Here is a 22,589-nt window from a genome sequence, read left to right as displayed (position 1 = left end):
TTTATCTCTTAACACTAAGTGAGGATTAACTATGCTCCGAATCGGGCAAGTCGAAGCCACTGCAACGCAGGATGGCAAATATACTGATGGAAGTGTTGCTGGTGGTATTGCCGCAACGAGGCTGCGGGCAGCAGCGTTTAACGCCATGCAGGAAGAGTTAGCGCATATCGCAGAGTCAGCAGGATTGGTGCTCGACATTAACGATATGACTCAGGTTTTAAAAGCCATTCAAAAACTCACACTGAGCCGTGCAAACCCATTTGCCGATATCAAATCAGATGGTGCAGCGGCGATTTCTACGGCTCTCGCAAACCTTGGTTTGATAGGGGGGGTTATCCCCAACAAAATTGGACGCCTGGTTAACATCAAAATTATCAATACGTCTGGGACGTATACACGCTCACCACAGGCTACATTCGGCTACGTTGAAGTTATTGGGGCTGGAGGGGCTGGAGCGGGTAGCCCAGGAATCAACAATACAACTGATATTAATTATAGCGTTGTTGGTTCTGGTGGTGGTGCCGGCGCATATGCCTTTAAGTTTTATCAAGAACTTCCAGTAACAGCGCCTGTTATTGTCGGGGTTGGTGGACAAGCAACATATGCTACAGGTAATCCAGGTGGTGCATCATCATTTAACAGCAGTATCGTAGCGTATGGTGGCGCTGGAGGTAGTTACATAGGGGCATATTACACCAACAGTGTTATCACAAATGTTCGTGGGCCATCGGGTGGTTCGGCTGTTGGTGGTGATATCAATGCGGCCGGAGAGATGGGAGGAAGTTGCTTTGTTTCAAATAACTTAAATGTCGTCTCAGGGAAAGGAGGGGCTTCTAAACTTGGTAGCGGTGGCATTTCTATTGGTGGTGGCTCTGCAAACGGTGTCCCTTCATCCACACCAGGCGGCGGAGGCTCTGGCGCTGTAAGCTCGCGAGATTCATTGGTTGCAGCGCCTGCACAGTTGGGGGGAGCGGGTGCTAATGGAATTGTTATCGTATGGGAGTTTGCATAATGTCTAATTTCGCGCTTATTAAAGACGGAACGGTTGAAAATATCTTTGTCTGTGAAGATGACACAATCGCGCAGTCTCTGTTTCCCGATGAAACGGTGATCTGCATCAACAACCCTGAAGTGGGTATCGGTTGGTTTTATGCGAACGGCCAGTTTTCTGCCCCACCACAACAAGAAAAATCGCACAATGAATTAGTCGCAGAGGCTGAAGCAGAAAAACGCGCCCGTATTGATGCGGCGACCAGCCGAATTGTCGTCTGGCAAACCAAGCTGCTGATGGGGCGTAAGCTAACGGATGATGAATTTGCCAGCCTTAACGCCTGGATGGACTATATCGATGCGCTGACAGCAATAGATATCAGCACCGCACCCGATATCGAATGGCTTACGCCTCCGGGGGAGCAGGCCAGTTAATATGCTTAGGGTCGGTTGCCACATCAACCGCCTTAACTTTGTTTTTATAAGCCAGCCATGCCGACAGTTTCGCTCTGTTGGCGTCGCTGATTTCACCCAGCATCAGTTCCGTTCGCCAGTCGAGCATTACCGCGTCAGCATGAGTCAGTAGTTGCTGGCGCACCTGTTCGGCGATGGTGATCAATTCTTCATGAGTGGGAGGAGGAATATCACCCCATGCAGGCAGGCCGTCACTGCCTGCAACTCTAATTTTGCCCGGTTCGGGCGTGGCGGTGAACTCATGAAATACATCCTCAGAAACTGGGATCAAATCATTCGGTAGAGTCCCTGCTTCTTCATATACAGAAAGCAAGTCATCCGGATAAAACGAATTTGTTGATGGTGAATACTGAAACATATTTTCTCCTTACCACCCGATAACGATGTATTGGCAACCAACCTGATTAGCAACGGTGCTGAGGATTGGTGCTTGTCCGCCATTGGCGTAAAAGCCGTTCCACGCAAATCTGTTCAAAGGGTTCGAACTGTTAACTGTCACGTATGCCTGCTGATTACCACCGACCTGAAACCCGCCAGCTATTACCTGAAAAACCTTGTTCGGGAACGGGACTGGATAAAACGTTTCTGTAGTTGCTGAAGCTGCGTTTCCAGCGTTGCCCCACTGGACCATCAGGGTTCGCTTAGCACCGCCAATAATTACAGGGATTTTCAGGTAGCCATTGGTATCAAAAACGCCGGTGATCGTCCCTGCCAGAGCCAATTCTCCCAGACCAACCTTTGATGGAATGGGCGCGTGCAGTCATATTGGTTGTGTTAGCTCGGCCCACTGATTTTTCATATTGCCGATGGCATGCGTAACGGTGTGCCATAGAAATTTCTGTTCTGGAGTTTTGATCCCGAAGATTTCCCGACGGTGCCACGAAACCAATGGCAACTTATTGATCTTGAATGGGTGCAATAGTAAGTATCAGGAGGTGTTTTTTAGTGGGTTTTTGGTGTTAACTTACTGAAGTATATGGATTATTACGGTTTGAGTTGTAAACAGGAATCGTATTCGGTCTCTTTTTATGTACTTTAAAAACCAAAAGGTTAGAAAGCACGGTGCCAAAACACACGAAATTCTTTGTGCGGCATTTTATGCCTGCTACAACAATCTAAGGAAGGTGCGAATAAGCGGGGAAATTCTTCTCGGCTGACTCAGTCATTTCATTTCTTCATGTTTGAGCCGATTTTTTCTCCCGTAAATGCCTTGAATCAGCCTATTTAGACCGTTTCTTCGCCATTTAAGGCGTTATCCCCAGTTTTTAGTGAGATCTCTCCCACTGACGTATCATTTGGTCCGCCCGAAACAGGTTGGCCAGCGTGAATAACATCGCCAGTTGGTTATCGTTTTTCAGCAACCCCTTGTATCTGGCTTTCACGAAGCCGAACTGTCGCTTGATGATGCGAAATGGGTGCTCCACCCTGGCACGGATGCTGGCTTTCATGTATTCGATGTTGATGGCCGTTTTGTTCTTGCGTGGATGCTGTTTCAAGGTTCTTACCTTGCCGGGGCGCTCGGCGATCAGCCAGTCCACATCCACCTCGGCCAGCTCCTCGCGCTGTGGCGCCCCTTGGTAGCCGGCATCGGCTGAGACAAATTGCTCCTCTCCATGCAGCAGATTACCCAGCTGATTGAGGTCATGCTCGTTGGCCGCGGTGGTGACTAGGCTGTGGGTCAGGCCACTCTTGGCATCGACACCAATGTGGGCCTTCATGCCAAAGTGCCACTGATTGCCTTTCTTGGTCTGATGCATCTCCGGATCGCGTTGCTGCTCTTTGTTCTTGGTCGAGCTGGGTGCCTCAATGATGGTGGCATCGACCAAGGTGCCTTGAGTCATCATGACGCCTGCTTCGGCCAGCCAGCGATTGATGGTCTTGAACAATTGGCGGGCCAGTTGATGCTGCTCCAGCAGGTGGCGGAAATTCATGATGGTGGTGCGGTCAGGCAAGGCGCTATCCAGGGATAACCGGGCAAACCGACGCATGGAGGCGATTTCGTACAGAGCATCTTCCATCGCGCCATCGCTCAGGTTGTACCAATGCTGCATGCAGTGAATGCGTAGCATGGTTTCCAGCGGATAAGGTCGCCGGCCATTACCAGCCTTGGGGTAAAACGGCTCGATGACTTCCACCATGTTTTGCCATGGCAGAATCTGCTCCATACGGGACAAGAAAATCTCTTTTCTGGTCTGACGGCGCTTACTGCTGAATTCACTGTCGGCGAAGGTAAGTTGATGACTCATGATGAACCCTGTTCCATGGCTCCAGATGACAAACATGATCTCATATCAGGGACTTGTTCGCACCTTCCCTAAAATTAAAGTTGCATGAGAACTGTGTACAGGAGGTCAAATGGGACTACCTGACAATGCTTATCAAAGAGTGGAAGCGACGCGCTGGCGACATGTTTGGGTGGTCGGGGATATCCACGGTTGCTTCTCATTATTGATGGCGAAATTGCGCCTGTGTCATTTTGATCCGTGGCAGGACCTGCTGGTTTCAGTGGGGGATGTTATCGACCGCGGACCTGACAGTTTGCGTTGCCTGAAACTACTGCGTAAACGCTGGATTATCGCGGTCAGAGGGAATCATGAACAGATGGGGCTGGACGCGCTGGCAACCGGGGAGCAATTCCTGTGGTTTATGAATGGCGGTTCGTGGTTTGCGCAGGCGGAGCAGCCAACGGCGACAGCCGCTCTTGAAACGTGTCGGCAATTACCCTGGATTCTGGAGCTGCGTTGCCAGAACGGCATACACGTTATTGCTCACGCAGATTACCCTGATGATAATTATCAGTGGCAAAAAGAGGTCGATTTACAGCGGGTACTGTGGGATCGCACAAGGCTGATGAATAAAGGCAACGGCATTCGCGGCGCGGATCACTTTTGGTTTGGCCATACGCCTCTGCGTCAGCGGCTGGATCACGAGAATCTGCACTATATTGATACCGGTGCGGTGTTTGGTGGCGAGTTGACGCTGGTGCAACTGCAATAATCAAAAATCGCTGTATTCCTGGGCCGGACGCCAGAAGCTGTCTATGTAGTCATCCGCGGGTAAACATCCGCCGTTACGAATACGCTGATCGTCCATCGATATCAGGCACTGCTGCTCAGTTTTGTAGACATCAACAACGATATCTTCACAACCGCCACCCAGGTAGCACACAAAAAGAACCAGCGTGAACATTCCATCCTCAAATGGTAAAGCCATATCTGTAGTGTAGAAGATGTTGATAGATGAGGGAAATTAACCAAGAAATAACCCGTCTGGCGACGGGTTCTTTTTGAATCAGGCAAGGCGCATGATCCAGGCATCTGACTTACGATCGTAGTGCTCGCGAAATAGAACTGAATGTTCTCCGTTAAGAAGGGCCGGGACGCTGGTGTCGGCATCCCAGGCATCAAGTTGCATGCATAAATCCGGATCGGATTTACATGGAATGGTTAACGTTCGGTCCCCTGGCGATTCGCCATGTAACTCGGCGTCGTCGATTTCAAAAGCGCCAATGCGCACACTGGTTTTCATCATCGTGCTCTCCGTTTATTTGCTGGTTGTGGTACGACCAGTTAGGCCGTCCATTTTTCAGCGTAGTCAACGTTAGCAAAAGCGCCAGTAAAAACGTGCGTTATCCTGTAAAGAGTTTGCCATCCCGGACAAGATCGCGCGGGTAGCTATTCTTTAATCGCGATCCAATACGTTTCGCCAGGCCAATCGGCTGATGCTGGAACGTAACCAGCACATCGTCGGTGGTCGGTGCGGTCTGCGGGTAGACATCCCGTCCGCGGTACCACTCTTCGGCTTCGGCAAGGGTCAGTTCGAACGCATGGCTGTGATTTGTGCTGGCGAGAGCAATGACGGCTTCATGCTGCCAGCGGTACCCTTTATTGTGCGCTTCAGCGAGTTTGATGCCGAGTCGGGAAAAGCGGACTTTGCCGATCAGGGGTTCAATCTCGGTTGGGAATAGCCAAATCTCTTTATCACGCTGCCACAGGCGCAGAGTGTCTTCCCACTGCAATCCACAGGCGTTAGCGGCCTGAGTGACAAGCGCGGATTCACGCCCTTTAAGCGGGCTGAACGGGAAGTTACCGACTTTGTATTTTGGCGTCGGTAGTGCAGGGATCGCGGCGGTTTTGCGCAGACGCGCGACGAAAAAACCTTCACAATCGTAGATCTGCGGGAACACATGCAGGAATCCTTCCGGGGTCAGGGCGCGTTCAGCCTGCGGGAATAAATCGCCCAGTGGTAAAAACTCGACGGCGTCCGGGTAGGTCTCAATCAGCCACTGCATAATGTCTTCATTTTCGTCACGGTTCAGCGTGCAGGTCGAGTAAACCAACGTGCCGCCGGGACGCAAGGCATGAAAGGCGCTGTCGAGAAGTTCGCGCTGGGTTGCGGCAATTTCCAGATTACTTTCTGGCGACCAGTTTTTTAGCGCATCGGGATCTTTACGCACCACGCCTTCACCGGAACACGGCGCGTCCAGCAAAATGGCATCGAAGGCTTCTGGCAACGCTGCGCCAAATACCCGCCCGTCAAAATGGGTTAGCGCGACATTGGCTATCCCGCATCGGCTGATATTGGCATGCAGGACTTTGACGCGACTGGCGGAAAACTCATTTGCCAGAATCGCGCCCTGATTTTTCATTTTTGCGGCAATTTGCGTGGTTTTGGAGCCGGGGGCTGCCGCGACATCCATCACGCGATCCGGAGTGTTACCATCGGCAAACAGCGCGGCGACCGGCAGCATTGAGCTGGCTTCCTGAATATAAAACAGGCCGCTTAAATGTTCCGCGGTACTGCCGAGCGGTACTGACTTTTCATCATCGCGTTCGATCCAGAAACCTTCAGCGCACCAGGGTATCGGAGTGAGCGACCAGTTGTAAGGTGCTGTCAGAGTGAGGAAGTCGGCAACGGAGATTTTCAGCGTATTGACGCGGATGCTGCGACGCAGCGGACGCTGGCAGGCAGCGAGAAAATCATCAAATGAGAGCGTGGAAGGCATTGCTTCACGCATTTGGTTTAGAAAGGCGTCGGGAAAATAAGCCACTTGGTACCACCGGCAAAAAAACAGGTGCGCAGTGTAGCATAAGTGCTCCGGCGCGAGTATGTACGCCGGAGCAAGGGGAGAGATTAACGTGGCAGGGCGGTTCCCCATTCACGCCACTCTTTTGGTTCGCTTTCGAGCAGCAGGAAGTGTTTACCTGCCTGTGCTTTCGGGGCCAGCGGCGTACCCGGTGGCGTCGCGAAGGCGATTCCGCCGCGAATGAACTGATTGAAGGTACCGGTCTTCACGACGCCGCCGGTCAAACCAAAGTCGAGATTGTATCCGGATGCCAGCCAGAACACGGAGTTGTTCCGCACCAGATGCTGATAGCGCTGGCTAATGCGCATCGCCACCATCACGCGGTCAGAAAGCGAGCCCAGCGTCAGCCCGGTGACGGTCCCCACTTCAATGCCTCTGAACAGGACTGGCGTACCGATATTAAGCGAACCTGCTTCCGGCGCTTCTACCACAATACTCAGACCATCGAGGTAACGAGAGTCGGTAATGGTGGCTTCCTGCAGTTCAAAATCACGGCGCGGGTTACCGCGTCCTGGTTCAACGTTAATATACGGCTGTAAGATCGTATCCAGATGCTCGACGCCTGCCGCTGAGATTTGCGGTGTGATAACGGAGAAGCGGGTACCGCTACGGGCAAAAGTCTGCACGTATTCCGGATACAAAACTGCTTTTGCCTGAACTTCGTTACGGGCGGTGATCAGCTCAAGCGTCTGGATCTGGCCGATATCGATCCCCAGGTAGCGAATTGGCATGCCGGCCGCGAGTTTACCGGCATCGAACGCGTGCAGGGTTATCTGACCGCCCACCGCACGTGCAGCGGTTTCGGAAGCATACAGAATACGCTTGTCGCCTTTGCGTTGGCTGGCGCTGGCGCCGCTGAGGTTATCGAAGCTAATCGCCCCTTTGAGCGCTCGCGACAGGGGAGATGCCTGTACGGTCAATCCGCTACCGTTAAGCTGAACCTTTGCCCCGCCTTCGGCCCAGAATACGCTGTTGCTGGTCAGCAGGTTGCGATATTCCGGTTTGATATGCAGATCGATATCAAACGCATCGGCGCGTGGGCGAACGCTAATCACTTCACCGACCTCGAATTTGCGGTATAACACCACCGAACCGGCCTGCACATCAGGCAGCGTTTCGGCGCTCAGGCTGAGCGTGGTAGTTGGCAGATCGCTCAGGCTGTTTTCAATCGCTTTTTCCAGGTTGGCATACAGCGGGTAGCTTTTTTTCATTTCACCCTTGGTACCGGGCAAAATACGAATGCCGCCGCTGAGCCATTCGCTGGCGCTGGCGCCAAGGAATTCCACGCCATCAAGCCCGACCTTGACGTCAACGCGGCTGTTGACCACAAACTTACTGTCACCTTGCACCAGGGCGCGATGCTGTGGTTCGATGGCAACGGTAAATGAAACACCTTTGCCAGAGAGCGTGCGATCAATCACCTGACCGACCTGTACGCCGTGAAGAATCAGTGGCTGACCGGCATCAATACCGTAACTCTCTGGCGCGGTCAGCGTAAGCGTCATGACGCCCGGATCGTGTAACAACGACTTCTCAGCAGGAATAACCGCAAACTGGTTACGCGGCTCGCCCTCGCCAGGTACCAGCTCGAAAGTTTTGCCCGTCAGTAGCGAACTGATATTGGCATCGTTTAACGATAATTTAGGGCTGTGTAATTCAATCCGCGTATTGTCGCGCAGCAGCGTTACGACGCTGGGATCGACTGTCATTTCGCCGGTCACTTTACCGCCTGGATTTAAATCCAGTTTGGTCAGTTGCCCGACTTCTAATCCTTGATACATCAGCGATGTTGAGCCGGCCTTGAGTCCATCGCCGCTGGGTAAATCAAGCTTGACGATCACTCCCCGCTGGCTGTGCGCGAGATCCTGATACAAACCAAACGTGTCATCGGCCACCGCGGGTTTAGAGTCTTCGGGCGAATCAAAAGCAATGGCGCCATTGACCAGCGCCGCCAGACTCTCCAGCTTGATCTTCGCTCCGCTGAGGCTGACATCCGCATTCACACCGGACACGTTCCAGAAACGGCTGCCTTTTTTCACCAGGTTGGTAAAGCGACGCTCGATCAGCACGTCGATGGTTACGCCCTGATGATTTGGGTTGATGGTGTAGTCATACACCCGGCCCACCGGAATCTTGCGGAAATAAACCAGCGAACCGCTATTGAGCGACCCGAGGTCAGGGGCGCGCAGGTGCAGCATCAAATCGCCATTATCCAGACGATATTTGGGCTGCGTATCGAGGGCGACGAAATGATCTTCCGGCTCGCCGGTTCCGGGCATCATGCCGATATAGTTGCCGCCAACCAACGCATCCAGACCAGAAACCCCCGCCAGCGACGCTTTCGGCGTGACCAACCAGAACTGGGTATCTTTGCGCAGAGCATCTTTCATGGTCGATTTGATGCTGACGCGTACTTCAATTTTGCGTAGATCTTCGCTGAGGTTGATATCCTGCACGGTGCCCACTTCAACGCCCTGATAACGAACGGGAGTACGGCCCGGCACAATGCCGTCAGCAGACATAAAGTCAATGGTTACGGTATTGCCGCGATCTTCATAGCTTCCCCAGATAAGCCATCCTGCAATCATCAGCGCGATGAACGGCAGCAGCCAGAACGGAGAGATACGGCGTTTAGTTTTAATCTGCGCTTCAGTCTGCGAAGCGGGCGTTTCCTGACTCATGTGCATCCCAAAGTAAGCGGCTGTCCAGCCATTCCACAGCAAGAATAGTCAATATTACCGCTGCGCCGAAATAAAACGCAGCTGGCCCCATAGTAAAAGCAAGTATCTGATCGCGATTAATCAGCGACATGGTTAAAGCGATAACAAAGAGATCCAGCATCGACCAGCGACCAATCCAGGTCACCATACGCAGCAGTTTGATGCGGGTACGCAATCCTTGCTCACATCTAAAATGGATGCTGATGAGCAACGTAAACATCACAATCACTTTGGTGAATGGCACCAGAATACTGGCAATAAAAACAATCGCCGCTACGCCAACGTTGCTGTTCGCCAGGGACATTATGCCTGACAGGATCGTGTCTTCCTGGCGGCCGCCATTGACATAAATTACCGAGATGGGCAGCAGATTAGCAGGCAAAAGCAGGACGATCGAGGCCAGCAGAGCAGCCCAACACTTTTGGATACTTTGATTCCTGCGCCAGCGCAACGGGATATGACAGCGAGGGCAGCGACCTCGGGCGTCCGGATAACCTGTAAAGTGGCAGCCGAGGCAGACGCGAAGTTTTTCATCGGGCCGACGGGCTGGTCTTTGCGGGTAGAAACGGTCCCAAAGCTGCTCAACGTTAAGGTGCGACAGCGTCAAAACACTGAGGATCACCAGCGCAATAAAAGCAAACAGACCTACACCGGGTTGCAAAAAAGCATAGTCCTGAACTTTGATTGATGCGACGCCAATGCCCACCAGATAGATATCAAGCATCACCCACTCTTTGAGCCTTTCCAGCATTAGCAGCACTGGGCGCAGGTTCATCCCAAGAATATTGCCAAACCACAGATAAGCGATTGAGGTCACTAGAATGATGGGCGCGCCGGCAACGCAAAAGAGTACAAAGGATGCGGTGAGTGGGTCTCCTTGTCGGGTCATTTGCCAGATGCCTTGTAGCACATTGGCGTCAATGCGCACACCTAATAAATAGATGTGCAGGAGTGGTTCTCCCCAGGCAAAGGGCATCAGCAGCAGCATGGTGAAAGCCATAGCCGCCAGTCGTGTTAATGACCAGTCGCGTCCGTCACGAATTTTTGCCTGACAGCGTGGGCAAAATGCACTTTGGTGCGAACGCATTTTAGGCAAGCTAAAGATCAGGTCACATTCAGGGCAACGATGGTAATGCGCACGAGGGAGTGCATCACCAATGGACCTGATGGCTATTTTTTTAGTCGGCGTGATGCGTGGTGTCGTTAAGGCCATGTATCGCGAATCAAATTGTTGAAGTAATGTTATCTTAACTCATGACGGGAATGATCTTGAGCATTAACGCATTTAATGTTTATTTTAGTAGGCTGCAGCTTTAAGTAAGACAACTAAGTGATTACATAATGAACAAAACAGAGCTATACACGGATCTGAACCGTGACTTTCAGGCATTAATGGCAGGTGAAACCAGTTTTCTGGCAACGCTGGCAAATACCAGCGCGTTGTTGTACGAACGTCTTGCAGAAGTAAACTGGGCCGGTTTTTATCTGCTCGAAAACGATACGCTGGTGCTGGGGCCTTTCCAGGGAAAAATCGCCTGCGTGCGGATCCCGGTAGGACGCGGGGTGTGTGGGACCGCAGTAGCGCAGAACCAGGTTCAGCGCATTGAGGACGTTCATGCTTTTGACGGACACATCGCATGTGATGCCGCCAGCAACGCTGAAATCGTCCTGCCAATCACCGTCGAAAATCAGATAATCGGCGTGCTGGATATCGATAGCACGGCGTTTGGCCGCTTTACTGACGAGGATGAACAGGGGCTGCGAACGCTGGTGGCACAGCTTGAAACCGTGCTTGCAACGACGGATTACAAAAAATTCTTTGCGCGCGTCGCAGGATAATCAACGGATAACGTAGCAATTACTGATGACGTCATTATAATGTCGCCTGTTCATGCCTGCGCTTGTTGGCTACGTCCGTTGTAATCAGGAAATTTCATGGAAAATCAACCTAAGTTGAATAGCAGTAAAGAAGTCATCGCGTTTCTGGCCGAACGCTTCCCGCAGTGTTTTAGTGCGGAAGGCGAAGCGCGCCCACTGAAAATTGGCATTTTTCAGGATCTGGTAGAGCGTGTTGAGGGCGAAATGAACCTCAGCAAGACTCAGCTCCGCTCTGCCTTACGTCTCTATACTTCAAGCTGGCGCTATCTGTATGGCGTTAAATTGGGCGCAACGCGTGTTGATCTCGACGGCAACCCTTGTGGTGAGCTGGATGAGCAGCACGTTGAACATGCTCGCAAACAGCTGGAAGAAGCTAAAGCCCGCGTTCAGGCGCAACGTGCAGAGCAACAGGCGAAAAAACGCGAAGCAGCCGCTGCTGCCGGTGAAAAAGAAGACGCACCGCGTCGCGAGCGTAAGCCGCGTCCCGCACCGCGTCGTAAAGAAGGCGCTGAGCGTAAACCTCGCGCTGAGAAACCAGCAGCAAAAGCACCGCGTGCTCCTCGTGAAGAACAGCATACCCCGGTATCTGATATTTCAGTACTGACGGTAGGGCAGTCTCTGAAGGTGAAAGCAGGTAATAATGCGATGGATGCCACCGTATTAGAAATCACCAAAGATGGCGTCCGTGTACAGCTGAATTCGGGTATGTCTTTGATTGTACGCGCAGAACACCTGGTGTTCTGAAACGGAGGCCAGGCCTGGCATGAACACTTTTTTTAGGCTTACTGCGTTAGCTGGTCTGCTTGCATTAGCAGGCCAGGCACTTGCTGTGGAAGATATCACGCGTGCCGATCAAATCCCCGTTTTAAAGGAAGAAACCCAGCATGCGACGGTAAGTGAACGTGTGACATCGCGTTTTACGCGTTCGCACTATCGCCAGTTCGATCTGGATCAGGCGTTTTCGGCAAAAATTTTTGACCGCTATTTGAATCTGCTCGACTACAGCCACAACGTGCTGTTGGCGAGCGATATCGAACAGTATGCAAAAAAGAAAACGGTCCTTGGCGATGAACTGCGTACCGGCAAGCTGGATGTCTTTTACGATCTCTATAATCTGGCGCAAAAACGCCGATTTGAACGTTATCAGTACGCTTTAAGCGTACTGGCACGTCCAATGGATTTCACCGGTACCGACACCTTTAACCTCGACCGGAGCAAAGCGCCATGGCCGAAGAGCGAAGCAGAGCTTAACGCGCTGTGGGACGGCAAGGTTAAATTTGACGAACTCAGCCTGAAGCTGACCGGCAAAACCGATGCGGAAATTCGTGAAACGCTGACGCGTCGCTACAAGTTTGCGATTCGTCGTCTGGCGCAGACCAACAGCGAAGATGTGTTCTCTCTGGCGATGACGGCTTTCGCCCGTGAGATCGATCCGCATACTAATTATCTCTCTCCACGCAATACCGAACAGTTCAATACTGAAATGAGCCTGTCTCTGGAAGGTATTGGCGCGGTTTTGCAAATGGATGATGACTACACCGTCATTAACTCCATGGTGGCGGGCGGCCCGGCAGCCAAGAGCAAAGCAATAAGCGTTGGCGACCGTATTGTCGGCGTGGGTCAGACCGGTAAGGGAATGGTCGACGTGATTGGCTGGCGTCTGGATGACGTTGTTGCGCTGATCAAAGGACCCAAAGGCAGCAAAGTTCGCCTTGAAATCCTGCCTGCCGGTAAAGGTACTAAGACGCGTACCGTCACGTTAACGCGTGAACGTATTCGTCTCGAAGACCGCGCCGTGAAAATGTCCGTGAAAACCGTTGGCAAAGAAAAAGTCGGCGTACTGGATATCCCTGGCTTCTATGTTGGCCTGACGGATGATGTCAAAGTTCAGTTGCAGAAGCTGGAAAAACAGAACGTCAGCAGCATCATTATCGATCTGCGCACTAACGGTGGCGGCGCGCTGACCGAAGCCGTTTCGCTCTCCGGTCTGTTCATTCCTTCCGGCCCGGTGGTTCAGGTTCGTGACAATAACGGTAAAGTGCGTGAAGACAGCGATACCGACGGCGTTGTGTACTACAAAGGCCCGCTGGTAGTGTTAGTCGATCGCTTCAGTGCTTCGGCATCAGAGATTTTTGCTGCGGCAATGCAGGATTATGGTCGTGCGCTGATCGTTGGTGAACCGACTTTCGGGAAAGGCACTGTACAGCAGTATCGCTCTCTGAACCGTATTTATGATCAGATGCTGCGTCCGGAATGGCCGGCGCTGGGTTCTGTTCAGTATACGATCCAGAAATTCTACCGTGTAAACGGTGGCAGTACACAGCGTAAGGGCGTTACGCCGGACATCATCATGCCGACAGGTAATGAAGAAACGGAAACCGGTGAGAAGTTTGAAGATAACGCGCTGCCGTGGGATAGCATTGATGCTGCGACCTACACCAAATCAGAGAATCTGACGCCGTTCGGACCTGAATTGTTAAAAGAGCACAATGCACGTATTGCCAACGATCCTGAGTTCCAGTACATCATGAAGGATATTGCGCGTTTCAATGCGATGAAGGATAAACGCAACATCGCTTCTCTCAATTACGCTCAGCGTGAGAAAGAGAATAACGAAGATGACGCAATGCGTCTGGCGCGTATCAACGATCGGTTTAAGCGAGAAGGTAAGCCGCCGCTGAAAAAACTGGACGATTTACCGAAGGATTACCAGGAACCAGATCCCTACCTGGATGAAACGGTAAAAATAGCGCTTGACCTGGCGCATCTTGAAAAAGAAAAGCCAGCGGAACAGCCCGCAACCAGTAAATAACCTCCAACAGGCACAAGAAATTGTGCCTGTTTTTTTAACAAACGCATGAAGACGTCAGTGTGATACGATAAAATGTAAAGTTGTGTCTTTCTGGTGACTTAGCACCTATGGATGCTTGAAAATAGCCATAAGACCCATACGATATGGGTAATCGCATAGTGCGTTTTGTTAAATTGAGGTTAAAAGAAAATTATGATGCGAATCGCGCTCTTCCTGCTGACGAACCTGGCTGTGATGGTCGTTTTCGGGCTGGTATTGAGCCTGACAGGGATTCAGTCAAGCAGCGTTCAAGGCTTGTTGATCATGGCACTGCTGTTTGGTTTTGGTGGTTCCTTCATTTCGCTGCTGATGTCCAAATGGATGGCGTTAAAATCCGTTGGTGGGGAAGTGATCGAACAGCCTCGCAATGAAAGAGAACGCTGGCTGATGAATACGGTAGCGAATCAGGCTCGCCAGGCTGGGATCGCTATGCCGCAGGTTGCAATCTACCATGCGCCAGATATTAACGCGTTTGCTACCGGTGCGCGCCGGGATGCTTCGCTGGTGGCTGTGAGTACAGGCCTGTTGCAAAACATGAGCCCGGACGAAGCCGAAGCCGTTATCGCGCATGAAATCAGCCACATTGCTAATGGCGATATGGTTACCATGACGCTCATTCAGGGTGTGGTGAACACCTTCGTTATCTTTATCTCACGTATTCTGGCGCAAATTGCCGCTGGCTTTATGGGCGGAAACCGCGATGAGGGTGAGGGCAGTAACGGCAACCCATTGATCTACTTCGCAGTGGCGACGGTGCTGGAACTGGTGTTTGGTATTCTGGCGAGCATTATTACCATGTGGTTCTCACGTCATCGTGAATTCCATGCGGATGCCGGTTCAGCAAAACTGGTGGGGCGTGAGAAAATGATCGCCGCGCTGCAGCGTCTGAAAACCAGCTATGAGCCGCAGGAAGCGACCAGCATGATGGCGTTCTGCATCAACGGTAAATCCAAGTCGTTGAGTGAGCTGTTTATGACTCACCCGCCGTTGGATAAACGTATTGAAGCGCTGCGCAGCGGAGAGTATTTGAAGTAAGTTAATGACTGTCACGGGGCACTCGTTGCTCCGTGACTCATAAAACATAATGGCTATTTAAAGCTATCGATTAAAGCCTCGCCCAGACTATTCTGTCCCAGTTCAGCTTTACCTCTCATTCCGTCATTTTTCTCTGCCGGGAACGAAAATATTCCTTGTCGCTTTATCTCTGGTAAAAACATTAGAGCCCCGCTGGCTGCCAAAAAGAACAGTGCCAGGCATTTGATGAAACCCAGTGGTAGACGGGCTATCATTGACAGCCCGTCTGGTAGGAAAAAACTAAATCAGAACTGGTAGTTTAATGATACCCAATAGTTACGGCCCGGGTTTACGTATCCGGTAGTGGATTGTGCAGTCTGATAGTAATCTCCTGCGTAGGTGCTATTACGGCCCACCTGGTAAAGTTTAACCTCGCTAAAGTCTTTATCCAGCACGTTATTGACCGCCGTATTCAGCGTCAGATCTTTGGTCAGCTTATAAGACATTCCCATGTCGAGAACGGTCCAGGCTTTTAAATCAGCGCCTTTATCGTCATAGACGGCCTTTTGTACTGCGCTGAGGTTGTTGTAATTTTCGGTAAAGCGTGGAGCTTTACCGCGATAACGTGCGCTCAGCCAGGCATTCATATCTTCCGTTGCCTGCCAGTTCAGGCGAGCGTTAGCCATATGTTTTGGCGTGTAGCTTAACGGCGCGCCTTTATTGTCACCATCTTTTTGCTTGCTCTGGGTGTAGGTGTAGTTGAGGGATAAAGTCAGCACATCCGACCACAGAGGGAAGGTGCTGGCAAATTCAACACCATCGGTCCTTGCCTTGCCGCTGTTGGTATAGCTGTTGGTATTATCATCGATAGAATACGAGACAATTTTATTTTTGTATTCGGTATAGAAGCCGGTAATGTTGGCGTTCAGCCCGGTGTCGTTCTCGTAATACAGCCCGGTTTCGTAGCTGATACTTTCCTCAGGTTTTAGGTTCGGATTACCGACCGTATTCACGGTTCCTTGCGCGGTTACGCCGCTGATCCCGTTATGTAACTGGCTCAGTGATGGCGCTTTATAACCTGTCGTCACGCCGCCTTTGAGCGTCCATTCGTCGGATACGTCCCAAACCATATACGCGCGTGGGCTGAGATGACCGCCAAAGACATCGTTATGCTCGTAGCGTGTCCCTGCGGTTAAGGCCAACGAGTCGAGAATATGCCATTCATCTTCTACATAGGCTGCCCACGTTTTTTGATGGAACGTTTCGCCGGTATTGGCCAGCACCACACCGTCTTTCATGCGCGCATCCCAATATTCCCCGCCGAGGGTTAAGAGGTGCGAATCACCTAATGGCGTCAGCAGTACTGAGTCCAGAATGACGTTAGTGTTCTTCAGTTCACGTGCGTCACCGGCCCGGCCTGCGTTCTCTGGCGTGAGTGCGGAGGAGACCAGTTGTCGTCCTTTGTTCTCAGTTTCATTCCAGCCGAGTGAGGATTTCCAGGTGCCGAACGTTAAGGCGGTATCGTGGCCGAGGGTGACTTTGTTACGCTCATAGCGCAACGTTTTATCGTAACCCCCCGTCAGGTTACCCAACTGACCGTCATCGTTATCATAGCGCTGTCTGGCGGAGTCGAGATCTAACCATAGCGTATTGCTTTCATTCGTTTTCCAGTCGAGTCGCGTGCCGATGTTATAGTTTTCTGACTCGGTAGGATAAGGTACGCGGGTGGAGGAGGTATCGCTCAGGGAGGTAACGCTGGAACCCTGACGTTGGGTGGTGCTACCCCGAACCTGCATATCCAGTACGCCAGCGATTAACGGGCCGCTTGACCAGAAGTTGGCGACCGTGCTGTTACCCCATTTATTACTCTCTTGCAGGTTAACGCCGGTATTGATGGAGGTGCTCCATTTATCGGTGCTTTTTTTGGTGATGATATTCACCACGCCACCGATTGCGTCGGAGCCATAAAGCGTCGACATCGGGCCGCGGATCACCTCAATATGATCGATTGCCGCCAGTGGAGGCATAAAGCTGGTATTCATAGCTGAGAAGCCGTTTGGCGTCACATCGCTGCTGCCGTTTTGACGAATACCATCAATCAGGATCAGGGTATAACTGGCGGGCATGCCACGAATGCTGATCTCCAGACCACCGGTTTTACCGGTGCTGCTTTCGACATCCACCCCTTCAACAGAACGCAAGGCTTCGCCTAAATCATTATATTTATTGGTTTGTAACTCTTGCTGTGAAATAACGGAGACGCTGGCGGCAGCGTTGGTGATTTTCTTTTCGTAACCGGAAGCGGTTACCACCATAACATCTTCAGCAAAGGCCAGGGGACTGGAAAATCCTAAACAGGACAGAACAACAGAAGCAACAGGTTTTAAGCGCATAGTCAAACTTCCTTTGTTAAAAATTCAAAGGAAGTAAGATAATTGATGGGAATGATAATAAAAATAATTATCATTATATATTTACATAACTTATCACTTCTGGTGTTTTTCTTGAATAAATATACATAAATTGTCATTAATTTTAGCTAAGTAAATAGCTGAAATGACCAATAATTAGTATTTGTAATCATTAGGTTGTAATTAATTTGCCATTAATTGAATGGCTAACATTTAATCTATTTTCTGTGATTCAGAGGGTACTCAATTAGGAGTATCAGAAAAAAGTATGATAATTTTAGAGAATCGTCATACTTTTCTGCGCCGCATCATTTTTTTCGTCATTTCAGTCCGCCATAATCCCTTCCCCAGGAGACCGTTTAACGGCAATGAATCGTTGAGCGGCATAAAAATAACGCAAATCTGGATAACATAATGATTAAAGGCAAGCTGGCACTGCTTACGTGCGCATTGACTCTCGCATTAACCTCACCACTTCTCGCCGCGCAAAATGTGAGCGAGGGGCAGACGTTGAAGCTGGCAATTGGACCTGAGCCAACGGAAGGGTTTGACCCGATGCTGGGTTGGAGTCATGGCAGCTATTTGCTTTTGCATGCACCATTATTAAAACAAAACGCAGATATGAGCTGGGGTAACCTGCTGACGGAAAAAGTTGAAACCAGTGCTGACGGCAAAACCTGGACGTTGACGTTAAAACCCGACCTTAAATTCTCCGATGGTTCCCCACTAACCGCTGAAGATGTGGTGTTCACCTATAATAAAGCCGCAAAGAGCGGCGGCAAAATCGACATGGGTAACTTTACTCATGCCAGCCTGAAAGATAACCGCACGGTAGAAATCACGCTGCGCAGCCCGCAGAGCACCTTTGTGAACGTGCTGGGCTCTTTGGGTATTGTTCCGGAAAAACGGTATGACGAAAAAACATTCGCCAAAAATCCGATTGGCGCGGGCCCTTATCGGTTGGTGAGTTTTCAGCCGGGGCAACAGCTGATCGTGGAGGCGAACCTCTGGTATGCCGGTAAGAAAAATGATTTCAGTAAGCTGGTGTTTGTCTTCCTTGATGAAGATAACGCTTATGCCGCAGCGCGCAGTGGTCAACTGGGACTCGTGCGTATCGCGCCTTCGATGGCGGTCGCCCCTCAACAGCAGAATTTGAAGCTTTGGGTACGCGACAGCGTGGAAAACCGTGGCATTGTGTTCCCGATGGTTCCTGCGGGTAAAAAAGACGCCAATGGTTATCCGATCGGTAACGATATTACGGCTGATATCGCCATCAGACGCGCCATCAACTACGCCATCGATCGTAAACAACTTGCCGATCAGGTCATGGAAGGTCATGCGATTCCGGCGTATAGCGCGGTTCAGGGCCTGCCATGGCAGGGACAGTCAGTTGCGTTCAAAGATGGCGACAGCGAAAAAGCGCGGATGATTCTGGAAGAAGCCGGCTGGAAGGTGGGGAAAGACGGCGTACGCGTGAAAGACGGTAAAGAGGCTCGCCTGACTCTGTGGTACGCCAGCGGTGACAGTACGCGCCGGGATCTAGCCGAGGCCGTACGTGCGATGCTGGAGCCCGTGGGTATTCAGGTCTCGCTGCAATCCGGAAGCTGGGAAACCGTTGAGCGGCATATGCATTCGAATCCGACGCTGTTTGGCTGGGGAAGCCTGGATCCGATGGAGCTTTTCCATCACTACAGCAATCAGGCCGCGGGCGTGGAATACTACAATCCAGGCTATTACAGCAATCCCGTCGTTGAACAACATCTTAAACAGGCCATTGATGCTCCGGACTGGCAAAAAGCGTTGCCTTTCTGGCAACAGGTGGAGTGGGATGGCAAGCAAGGGGCTGGGGTGCAGGGCGATGCCGCCTGGGCATGGCTGCTGAACATTCAGCACACTTATCTGGCAAATCCGTGTATTGACTTAGGCAAAGGCGCGCCGGAGATTCACGGTAGCTGGTCCCTGCTCAATAATCTGGATGAATGGACCTGGACCTGCCGTTGATGAAGTCTGTTGTAGGCCATTTTCTACGGCTGATAGTGTTATTAGTGCTGGTTGCGGCTGGCACTTTTATGCTGCTCAGCTTTTCTCCTGTCGATCCGATTCGCGCCTATATCGGCAACGATCTCCTGCACGTGCCGCCGGAACAATATGCGCGTATCGCTGCTCGCTGGGGATTAGACCAGCCGTTATGGGAGCGTTTTGGTCACTGGTTTATACGTGTATTGCAGGGCGATCTCGGCTACTCAATGTTGTTTAATGCACCGGTTGCCAGCGTAATCAAGGAGCGCTTTGCGACTTCGTTTGCCTTGCTTGGCGGCGCGTGGCTGCTCTCCGGCATACTGGGAACGGCAATGGGGTTTGTCGCGGGTCGTTATCTGAATCGCTGGCCGGATAAAGCAATCTGTCGACTCAGCTATCTGCTTTCGTCGTTGCCGACCTTCTGGATTGGCATGCTGCTGCTGGCGTTATTTGCCGTGCGCTGGCCGGTATTTCCGGTCTGCTGCGCGTGGGAGCCGGGCAACAGTGGTGATATGGCCACGCTGGCTGAGCGTCTGCGCCATTTAGTGCTGCCCGTTTGCGCGCTAAGTTTATTGGGACTTGGCCAAATTACACTTCATACACGGGAAAGTATCGCCAGCGTGATGAAAAGCGATTTTGTCCGTTTTGCGCGTTCTCAGGGAGATAAAGGCTGGTCGCTGCTGCGTCATCAGGTTCTGCGCCATGCTATCACGCCCGCGCTGTGCCTGCAGTTTGCCTCGCTGGGAGAATTGCTGGGCGGCGCACTGCTGGCGGAAAAAGTTTTTGCTTATCCGGGACTGGGACAGGCAACTATTGATGCCGGATTACGCGGCGATCTGCCGTTACTGATGGGAATTGTGTTGTTCAGTACCATACTGGTGTTCATTGGCAACTCGCTGTCTACCTGGCTTGTCCATGTGTTGAACCGTGCTCTGGAGCGACCTGATGCTCTATAATCCGACGCCGACGCTGATTCGTCTTCTGCTCTCTTTTAGCTGCCTGCTATGCATTGCGGTGTATGGCGCAGCGACGCTGGATAACCCATTGAGCGTTAATCTGCTTGCCCGTCATTTACCGCCTGATGCGCTGTATTGGTTTGGCACCGATAACCTCGGTCGCGATCTGTGGATTCGTTGCTTTCAGGGCGCGTTAACCAGTCTGCAAATTGGTATTGGCGCAGCGTTTTGCAGCGGCTTCATCGCATTACTGATGGCGGCGGTTTCACGTATACATCCGCGTCTGGATGTTCTAATGCGTCTGATTACCGATGCCATGCTGTCAATGCCGCATCTGCTGTTGCTCATATTGATCTGTTTCACGCTGGGCGGCGGAAAAAATGGGGTGATTATGGCGGTTGCGTTGACCCACTGGCCGCGTCTGGCGTTAATCCTGCGTGCCGAAGCGCAGCGCGTGGCCCACAGTGACTATCTGATGTTGACCTGGCGTCTGGGGCACGGACATTTTTACTGCTGGCGGCATCACTATCTCCCGGCATTGTTACCCCAGTGGTTAACGGGAACCTTGCTGATGTTTCCCCACGCGGTGTTGCACAGCGCGGCGTTGAGCTTCCTCGGTTTTGGGCTGGCACCGCATGAACCATCGCTGGGCCTGTTGCTGGCTGATGCGCTGAGGTTTATCAGTCATGGCGACTGGTGGTTAGTGCTGTTTCCCGGGCTGATGCTATTCAGTCTGGTTATGTTATTCGATCAGCTCGCAAGGGCAGTGCATCGTTTATGGTTACGAGGTGACGCATGTTGAGTTTAAGACAGGTCTCGCTGGACGTGGCGCGTTATCGCTGGTACGGCGCGAGAAACTGGTCTTCGCTGTTGCAGGATATCTCTTTCGACGTAGCGCCTGGTCAGATGGTGGCGTTAGTCGGGGGAAGTGGGGAAGGTAAAAGCCTGTTGCTGCAATGTCTGCTTGATCTCTTACCGGACAATTTGCGTTTCAACGGCTTCATCACCCTGGAAGGGAAAACGCTGGACAGTGATGATATTCGCAAATGTCGTGGCAATACTTTCAGCTATGTCCCGCAAGGTGTTCAGGCGCTTAACCCGCTGCTCTCGATTGAAAAGCATCTGCGCAGGGCAAGTCAGCTCTCCGGCCAGGCCTGGAATGCCGGAAAAATTGAACGATTGCTCCAGCGTAGCCAACTGGAAAGTCGCGTATTAGATGCCTTCCCACGCCAGCTTTCGGGGGGGATGGCGAAACGTGTTCTGGCCTGTCACGCGTCGCTGAGCCAGGCTCGCTATATTCTGGCTGATGAAATTACCGCCTGGCTTGATGCACCGCTGGCTAATCAACTGCTTGAACAGCTACGTGAGCAATGTGAGCAAGGGGCTGGCGTTTTATGGGTAACGCACGACCTCACGCTGGCCGCTCGCCACGCGGACCGCATTGTCGCGCTGCATCAGGGAAGGGTGTCGGATAACGTCAGCCGGGAACAGCTGTTACGCGGAGAGATCAGCGAGCATCTGCAACGCCAATGGCGTGCGCTGCCTGAAAGAAATCAACTTTTTGGAGAGCGCGATGCTGTGCTGTCGTGAGGTGACGATTTGTCAGGGAGGAAAGGTGCTATGGCAAAATCTGACCTTCTCTCTGCGCCCCGGAGAACGCATTGGGGTTTGTGCACCCAGCGGAACCGGCAAAACAACGCTGGGACGCGTACTGGCGGGCTGGCAAAAACCGACCTCGGGTGACATTCTGGTTGATGACCAACCGCTGCCATTGCACCAGTATTGCCCGGTGCAACTGGTGCCACAGCATCCGGAATTAACCTTTAACCCGCGGCGTAGCACCGGCGATGCGGTTCATGATGCCTGGCGACCTGATGCTGAACTGCTTACCCGTCTTCACATCAACCCTGAGTGGTTAACTCGCCGTCCCGGACAGCTTTCTGGCGGTGAACTGGCGCGAATTGCTTTACTTCGCGCGCTGGATCCGCGGACACGTTTTCTTATTGCCGATGAAATTACCGCCCAGCTCGATCCTTCCATTCAAAAAGATATCTGGGTATTGCTGCTTGAAGAGTGCCAGCGTCGGCCATTAGGTATGCTCATTATCAGCCATCAGCAGGCTCTGCTTGATCAGATCTGCTCCAGAAAACTCATTGAAGCGTGAGGCAATAACGTGCAGTAATGTCTATT

Annotated in this window: 21 protein-coding genes and 1 pseudogene; 13 read left to right on the top strand and 9 right to left on the bottom strand. The window is 51.8% G+C overall.

Annotated elements, in window-relative coordinates; genetic code table 11:
* Nucleotides 1-31 precede the first annotated feature (31 nt).
* The 3 genes and pseudogenes from HV311_RS14175 to HV311_RS14170 all read left to right on the top strand — a co-directional run.
* A pseudogene (locus HV311_RS14175) lies at nucleotides 32-322 on the top strand (hypothetical protein); the annotation flags it as partial.
* Entirely contained in the window at nucleotides 320-1,012 is a 693-nt protein-coding gene (locus HV311_RS28265; RefSeq protein WP_442780722.1) for a glycine-rich domain-containing protein, read from the top strand. The pseudogene HV311_RS14175 and the gene HV311_RS28265, both read left to right, overlap by 3 nt.
* The gene (locus HV311_RS14170) at nucleotides 1,012-1,425 is read left to right on the top strand and encodes a tail fiber assembly protein (protein WP_326928866.1); all 414 of its coding nucleotides are present in this window, start codon (nucleotides 1,012-1,014) and stop codon (nucleotides 1,423-1,425) included. Before HV311_RS28265 ends, HV311_RS14170 begins: the two co-directional genes overlap by 1 nt.
* Here the strand turns inward: HV311_RS14170 and HV311_RS14165 are convergent.
* The 3 genes from HV311_RS14165 to HV311_RS14155 form a co-directional block, all read right to left on the bottom strand.
* Nucleotides 1,397-1,822, bottom strand: coding sequence for a tail fiber assembly protein (locus HV311_RS14165; RefSeq protein ID WP_191220097.1), 426 nt, complete (start codon nucleotides 1,820-1,822; stop codon nucleotides 1,397-1,399). The two genes, HV311_RS14170 and HV311_RS14165, sit on opposite strands and share 29 nt — an antisense overlap.
* Nucleotides 1,823-1,831: 9 nt before the next feature.
* A complete protein-coding gene (locus tag HV311_RS14160) occupies nucleotides 1,832-2,185 on the bottom strand; it encodes a gp53-like domain-containing protein (RefSeq protein WP_191220096.1) in 354 nt (117 codons plus the stop codon).
* Nucleotides 2,186-2,729: 544 nt separating this feature from the next.
* On the bottom strand, nucleotides 2,730-3,710 hold the full coding sequence (locus HV311_RS14155; protein ID WP_064349473.1) for an IS5-like element IS5 family transposase: 981 nt from the start codon (nucleotides 3,708-3,710) through the stop codon (nucleotides 2,730-2,732).
* A 109-nt stretch (nucleotides 3,711-3,819) separates the two neighbouring features.
* Here HV311_RS14155 and pphA point away from each other — a divergent pair, with 109 nt between their 5' ends.
* Nucleotides 3,820-4,461 carry a protein-serine/threonine phosphatase gene (gene pphA, locus HV311_RS14150; protein ID WP_075847284.1) on the top strand — a complete coding sequence of 214 codons (642 nt, stop codon included), beginning with the start codon at nucleotides 3,820-3,822 and terminating at the stop codon, nucleotides 4,459-4,461.
* On the opposite strand, the gene HV311_RS14145 is transcribed toward pphA, so the two are convergent.
* From HV311_RS14145 to yebS, 5 genes are all read right to left on the bottom strand, one after another.
* Entirely contained in the window at nucleotides 4,462-4,653 is a 192-nt protein-coding gene (locus HV311_RS14145) for a YebW family protein (RefSeq protein ID WP_016152779.1), read from the bottom strand.
* 102 nt (nucleotides 4,654-4,755) lie between these two features.
* A complete protein-coding gene (locus HV311_RS14140) occupies nucleotides 4,756-4,992 on the bottom strand; it encodes a YebV family protein (protein ID WP_029139506.1) in 237 nt (78 codons plus the stop codon).
* Nucleotides 4,993-5,092: 100 nt separating this feature from the next.
* Nucleotides 5,093-6,481 (bottom strand): 16S rRNA (cytosine(1407)-C(5))-methyltransferase RsmF, encoded by a 1,389-nt coding sequence (gene rsmF / locus HV311_RS14135; protein ID WP_326928897.1) that lies wholly within the window; start codon nucleotides 6,479-6,481, stop codon nucleotides 5,093-5,095.
* 116 nt (nucleotides 6,482-6,597) lie between these two features.
* Nucleotides 6,598-9,231 carry a PqiB family protein gene (locus HV311_RS14130; protein ID WP_019076590.1) on the bottom strand — a complete coding sequence of 878 codons (2,634 nt, stop codon included), beginning with the start codon at nucleotides 9,229-9,231 and terminating at the stop codon, nucleotides 6,598-6,600.
* Nucleotides 9,200-10,483 (bottom strand): membrane integrity lipid transport subunit YebS, encoded by a 1,284-nt coding sequence (yebS, locus tag HV311_RS14125; RefSeq protein WP_016152782.1) that lies wholly within the window; start codon nucleotides 10,481-10,483, stop codon nucleotides 9,200-9,202. The genes HV311_RS14130 and yebS overlap by 32 nt, the downstream gene beginning before the upstream one ends.
* A 128-nt stretch (nucleotides 10,484-10,611) precedes the next feature.
* On the opposite strand from yebS, the gene HV311_RS14120 reads away from it, so the two are divergent.
* From HV311_RS14120 to htpX, 4 genes are all read left to right on the top strand, one after another.
* Entirely contained in the window at nucleotides 10,612-11,109 is a 498-nt protein-coding gene (locus HV311_RS14120) for a GAF domain-containing protein (protein ID WP_016152783.1), read from the top strand.
* A 96-nt stretch (nucleotides 11,110-11,205) separates the two neighbouring features.
* Nucleotides 11,206-11,892 carry an RNA chaperone ProQ gene (proQ, locus tag HV311_RS14115; RefSeq protein ID WP_003833781.1) on the top strand — a complete coding sequence of 229 codons (687 nt, stop codon included), beginning with the start codon at nucleotides 11,206-11,208 and terminating at the stop codon, nucleotides 11,890-11,892.
* A 19-nt stretch (nucleotides 11,893-11,911) separates the two neighbouring features.
* Nucleotides 11,912-13,960, top strand: coding sequence for a carboxy terminal-processing peptidase (prc, locus tag HV311_RS14110; RefSeq protein ID WP_029139508.1), 2,049 nt, complete (start codon nucleotides 11,912-11,914; stop codon nucleotides 13,958-13,960).
* A gap of 192 nt (nucleotides 13,961-14,152) precedes the next feature.
* Nucleotides 14,153-15,034, top strand: a complete 882-nt coding sequence (gene htpX / locus HV311_RS14105; protein WP_003034964.1) for a protease HtpX — start codon at nucleotides 14,153-14,155, stop codon at nucleotides 15,032-15,034.
* Between the two features lie 284 nt (nucleotides 15,035-15,318).
* Here htpX and HV311_RS14100 read toward each other — a convergent pair whose 3' ends face one another.
* Entirely contained in the window at nucleotides 15,319-17,406 is a 2,088-nt protein-coding gene (locus HV311_RS14100) for a TonB-dependent receptor (protein ID WP_046275917.1), read from the bottom strand.
* 432 nt (nucleotides 17,407-17,838) lie between these two features.
* On the opposite strand from HV311_RS14100, the gene HV311_RS14095 reads away from it, so the two are divergent.
* The 5 genes from HV311_RS14095 to HV311_RS14075 are packed head-to-tail and all read left to right on the top strand — an operon-like array spanning nucleotide 17,839 to nucleotide 22,563.
* The gene (locus HV311_RS14095; protein ID WP_191220095.1) at nucleotides 17,839-19,425 is read left to right on the top strand and encodes an ABC transporter substrate-binding protein; all 1,587 of its coding nucleotides are present in this window, start codon (nucleotides 17,839-17,841) and stop codon (nucleotides 19,423-19,425) included.
* A complete protein-coding gene (locus HV311_RS14090; protein WP_016152788.1) occupies nucleotides 19,425-20,399 on the top strand; it encodes an ABC transporter permease in 975 nt (324 codons plus the stop codon). Before HV311_RS14095 ends, HV311_RS14090 begins: the two co-directional genes overlap by 1 nt.
* On the top strand, nucleotides 20,389-21,201 hold the full coding sequence (locus HV311_RS14085) for an ABC transporter permease (RefSeq protein ID WP_191220094.1): 813 nt from the start codon (nucleotides 20,389-20,391) through the stop codon (nucleotides 21,199-21,201). Before HV311_RS14090 ends, HV311_RS14085 begins: the two co-directional genes overlap by 11 nt.
* Nucleotides 21,195-21,989, top strand: coding sequence for an ATP-binding cassette domain-containing protein (locus tag HV311_RS14080; RefSeq protein WP_191220093.1), 795 nt, complete (start codon nucleotides 21,195-21,197; stop codon nucleotides 21,987-21,989). Before HV311_RS14085 ends, HV311_RS14080 begins: the two co-directional genes overlap by 7 nt.
* Nucleotides 21,973-22,563 (top strand): ATP-binding cassette domain-containing protein, encoded by a 591-nt coding sequence (locus HV311_RS14075; protein WP_101699982.1) that lies wholly within the window; start codon nucleotides 21,973-21,975, stop codon nucleotides 22,561-22,563. Before HV311_RS14080 ends, HV311_RS14075 begins: the two co-directional genes overlap by 17 nt.
* Nucleotides 22,564-22,589 lie beyond the last annotated feature (26 nt).

Source organism: Citrobacter sp. RHBSTW-00881 (assembly GCF_013728515.1).
In the GTDB taxonomy this organism is placed as follows: Bacteria; Pseudomonadota; Gammaproteobacteria; order Enterobacterales; family Enterobacteriaceae; genus Citrobacter; species Citrobacter braakii.
This window is presented reverse-complemented; position numbering and strand designations above follow the sequence as displayed.

Coding starts and splice junctions, on each gene's coding strand:
- HV311_RS14130 (WP_019076590.1), bottom strand. CDS start 9,231: ATGAGTCAGGAAACGCCCGCTTCGCAGACTGAAGCGCAGATTAAAACT.
- pphA (WP_075847284.1), top strand. CDS start 3,820: ATGGGACTACCTGACAATGCTTATCAAAGAGTGGAAGCGACGCGCTGG.
- htpX (WP_003034964.1), top strand. CDS start 14,153: ATGATGCGAATCGCGCTCTTCCTGCTGACGAACCTGGCTGTGATGGTC.
- yebS (WP_016152782.1), bottom strand. CDS start 10,483: ATGGCCTTAACGACACCACGCATCACGCCGACTAAAAAAATAGCCATC.
- HV311_RS14165 (WP_191220097.1), bottom strand. CDS start 1,822: ATGTTTCAGTATTCACCATCAACAAATTCGTTTTATCCGGATGACTTG.
- HV311_RS14085 (WP_191220094.1), top strand. CDS start 20,389: ATGCTCTATAATCCGACGCCGACGCTGATTCGTCTTCTGCTCTCTTTT.
- HV311_RS14080 (WP_191220093.1), top strand. CDS start 21,195: ATGTTGAGTTTAAGACAGGTCTCGCTGGACGTGGCGCGTTATCGCTGG.
- HV311_RS14075 (WP_101699982.1), top strand. CDS start 21,973: ATGCTGTGCTGTCGTGAGGTGACGATTTGTCAGGGAGGAAAGGTGCTA.
- HV311_RS14170 (WP_326928866.1), top strand. CDS start 1,012: ATGTCTAATTTCGCGCTTATTAAAGACGGAACGGTTGAAAATATCTTT.
- rsmF (WP_326928897.1), bottom strand. CDS start 6,481: ATGCGTGAAGCAATGCCTTCCACGCTCTCATTTGATGATTTTCTCGCT.
- HV311_RS14140 (WP_029139506.1), bottom strand. CDS start 4,992: ATGAAAACCAGTGTGCGCATTGGCGCTTTTGAAATCGACGACGCCGAG.
- prc (WP_029139508.1), top strand. CDS start 11,912: ATGAACACTTTTTTTAGGCTTACTGCGTTAGCTGGTCTGCTTGCATTA.
- HV311_RS14090 (WP_016152788.1), top strand. CDS start 19,425: ATGAAGTCTGTTGTAGGCCATTTTCTACGGCTGATAGTGTTATTAGTG.
- HV311_RS14145 (WP_016152779.1), bottom strand. CDS start 4,653: ATGTTCACGCTGGTTCTTTTTGTGTGCTACCTGGGTGGCGGTTGTGAA.
- HV311_RS14100 (WP_046275917.1), bottom strand. CDS start 17,406: ATGCGCTTAAAACCTGTTGCTTCTGTTGTTCTGTCCTGTTTAGGATTT.
- proQ (WP_003833781.1), top strand. CDS start 11,206: ATGGAAAATCAACCTAAGTTGAATAGCAGTAAAGAAGTCATCGCGTTT.
- HV311_RS14155 (WP_064349473.1), bottom strand. CDS start 3,710: ATGAGTCATCAACTTACCTTCGCCGACAGTGAATTCAGCAGTAAGCGC.
- HV311_RS14120 (WP_016152783.1), top strand. CDS start 10,612: ATGAACAAAACAGAGCTATACACGGATCTGAACCGTGACTTTCAGGCA.
- HV311_RS14095 (WP_191220095.1), top strand. CDS start 17,839: ATGATTAAAGGCAAGCTGGCACTGCTTACGTGCGCATTGACTCTCGCA.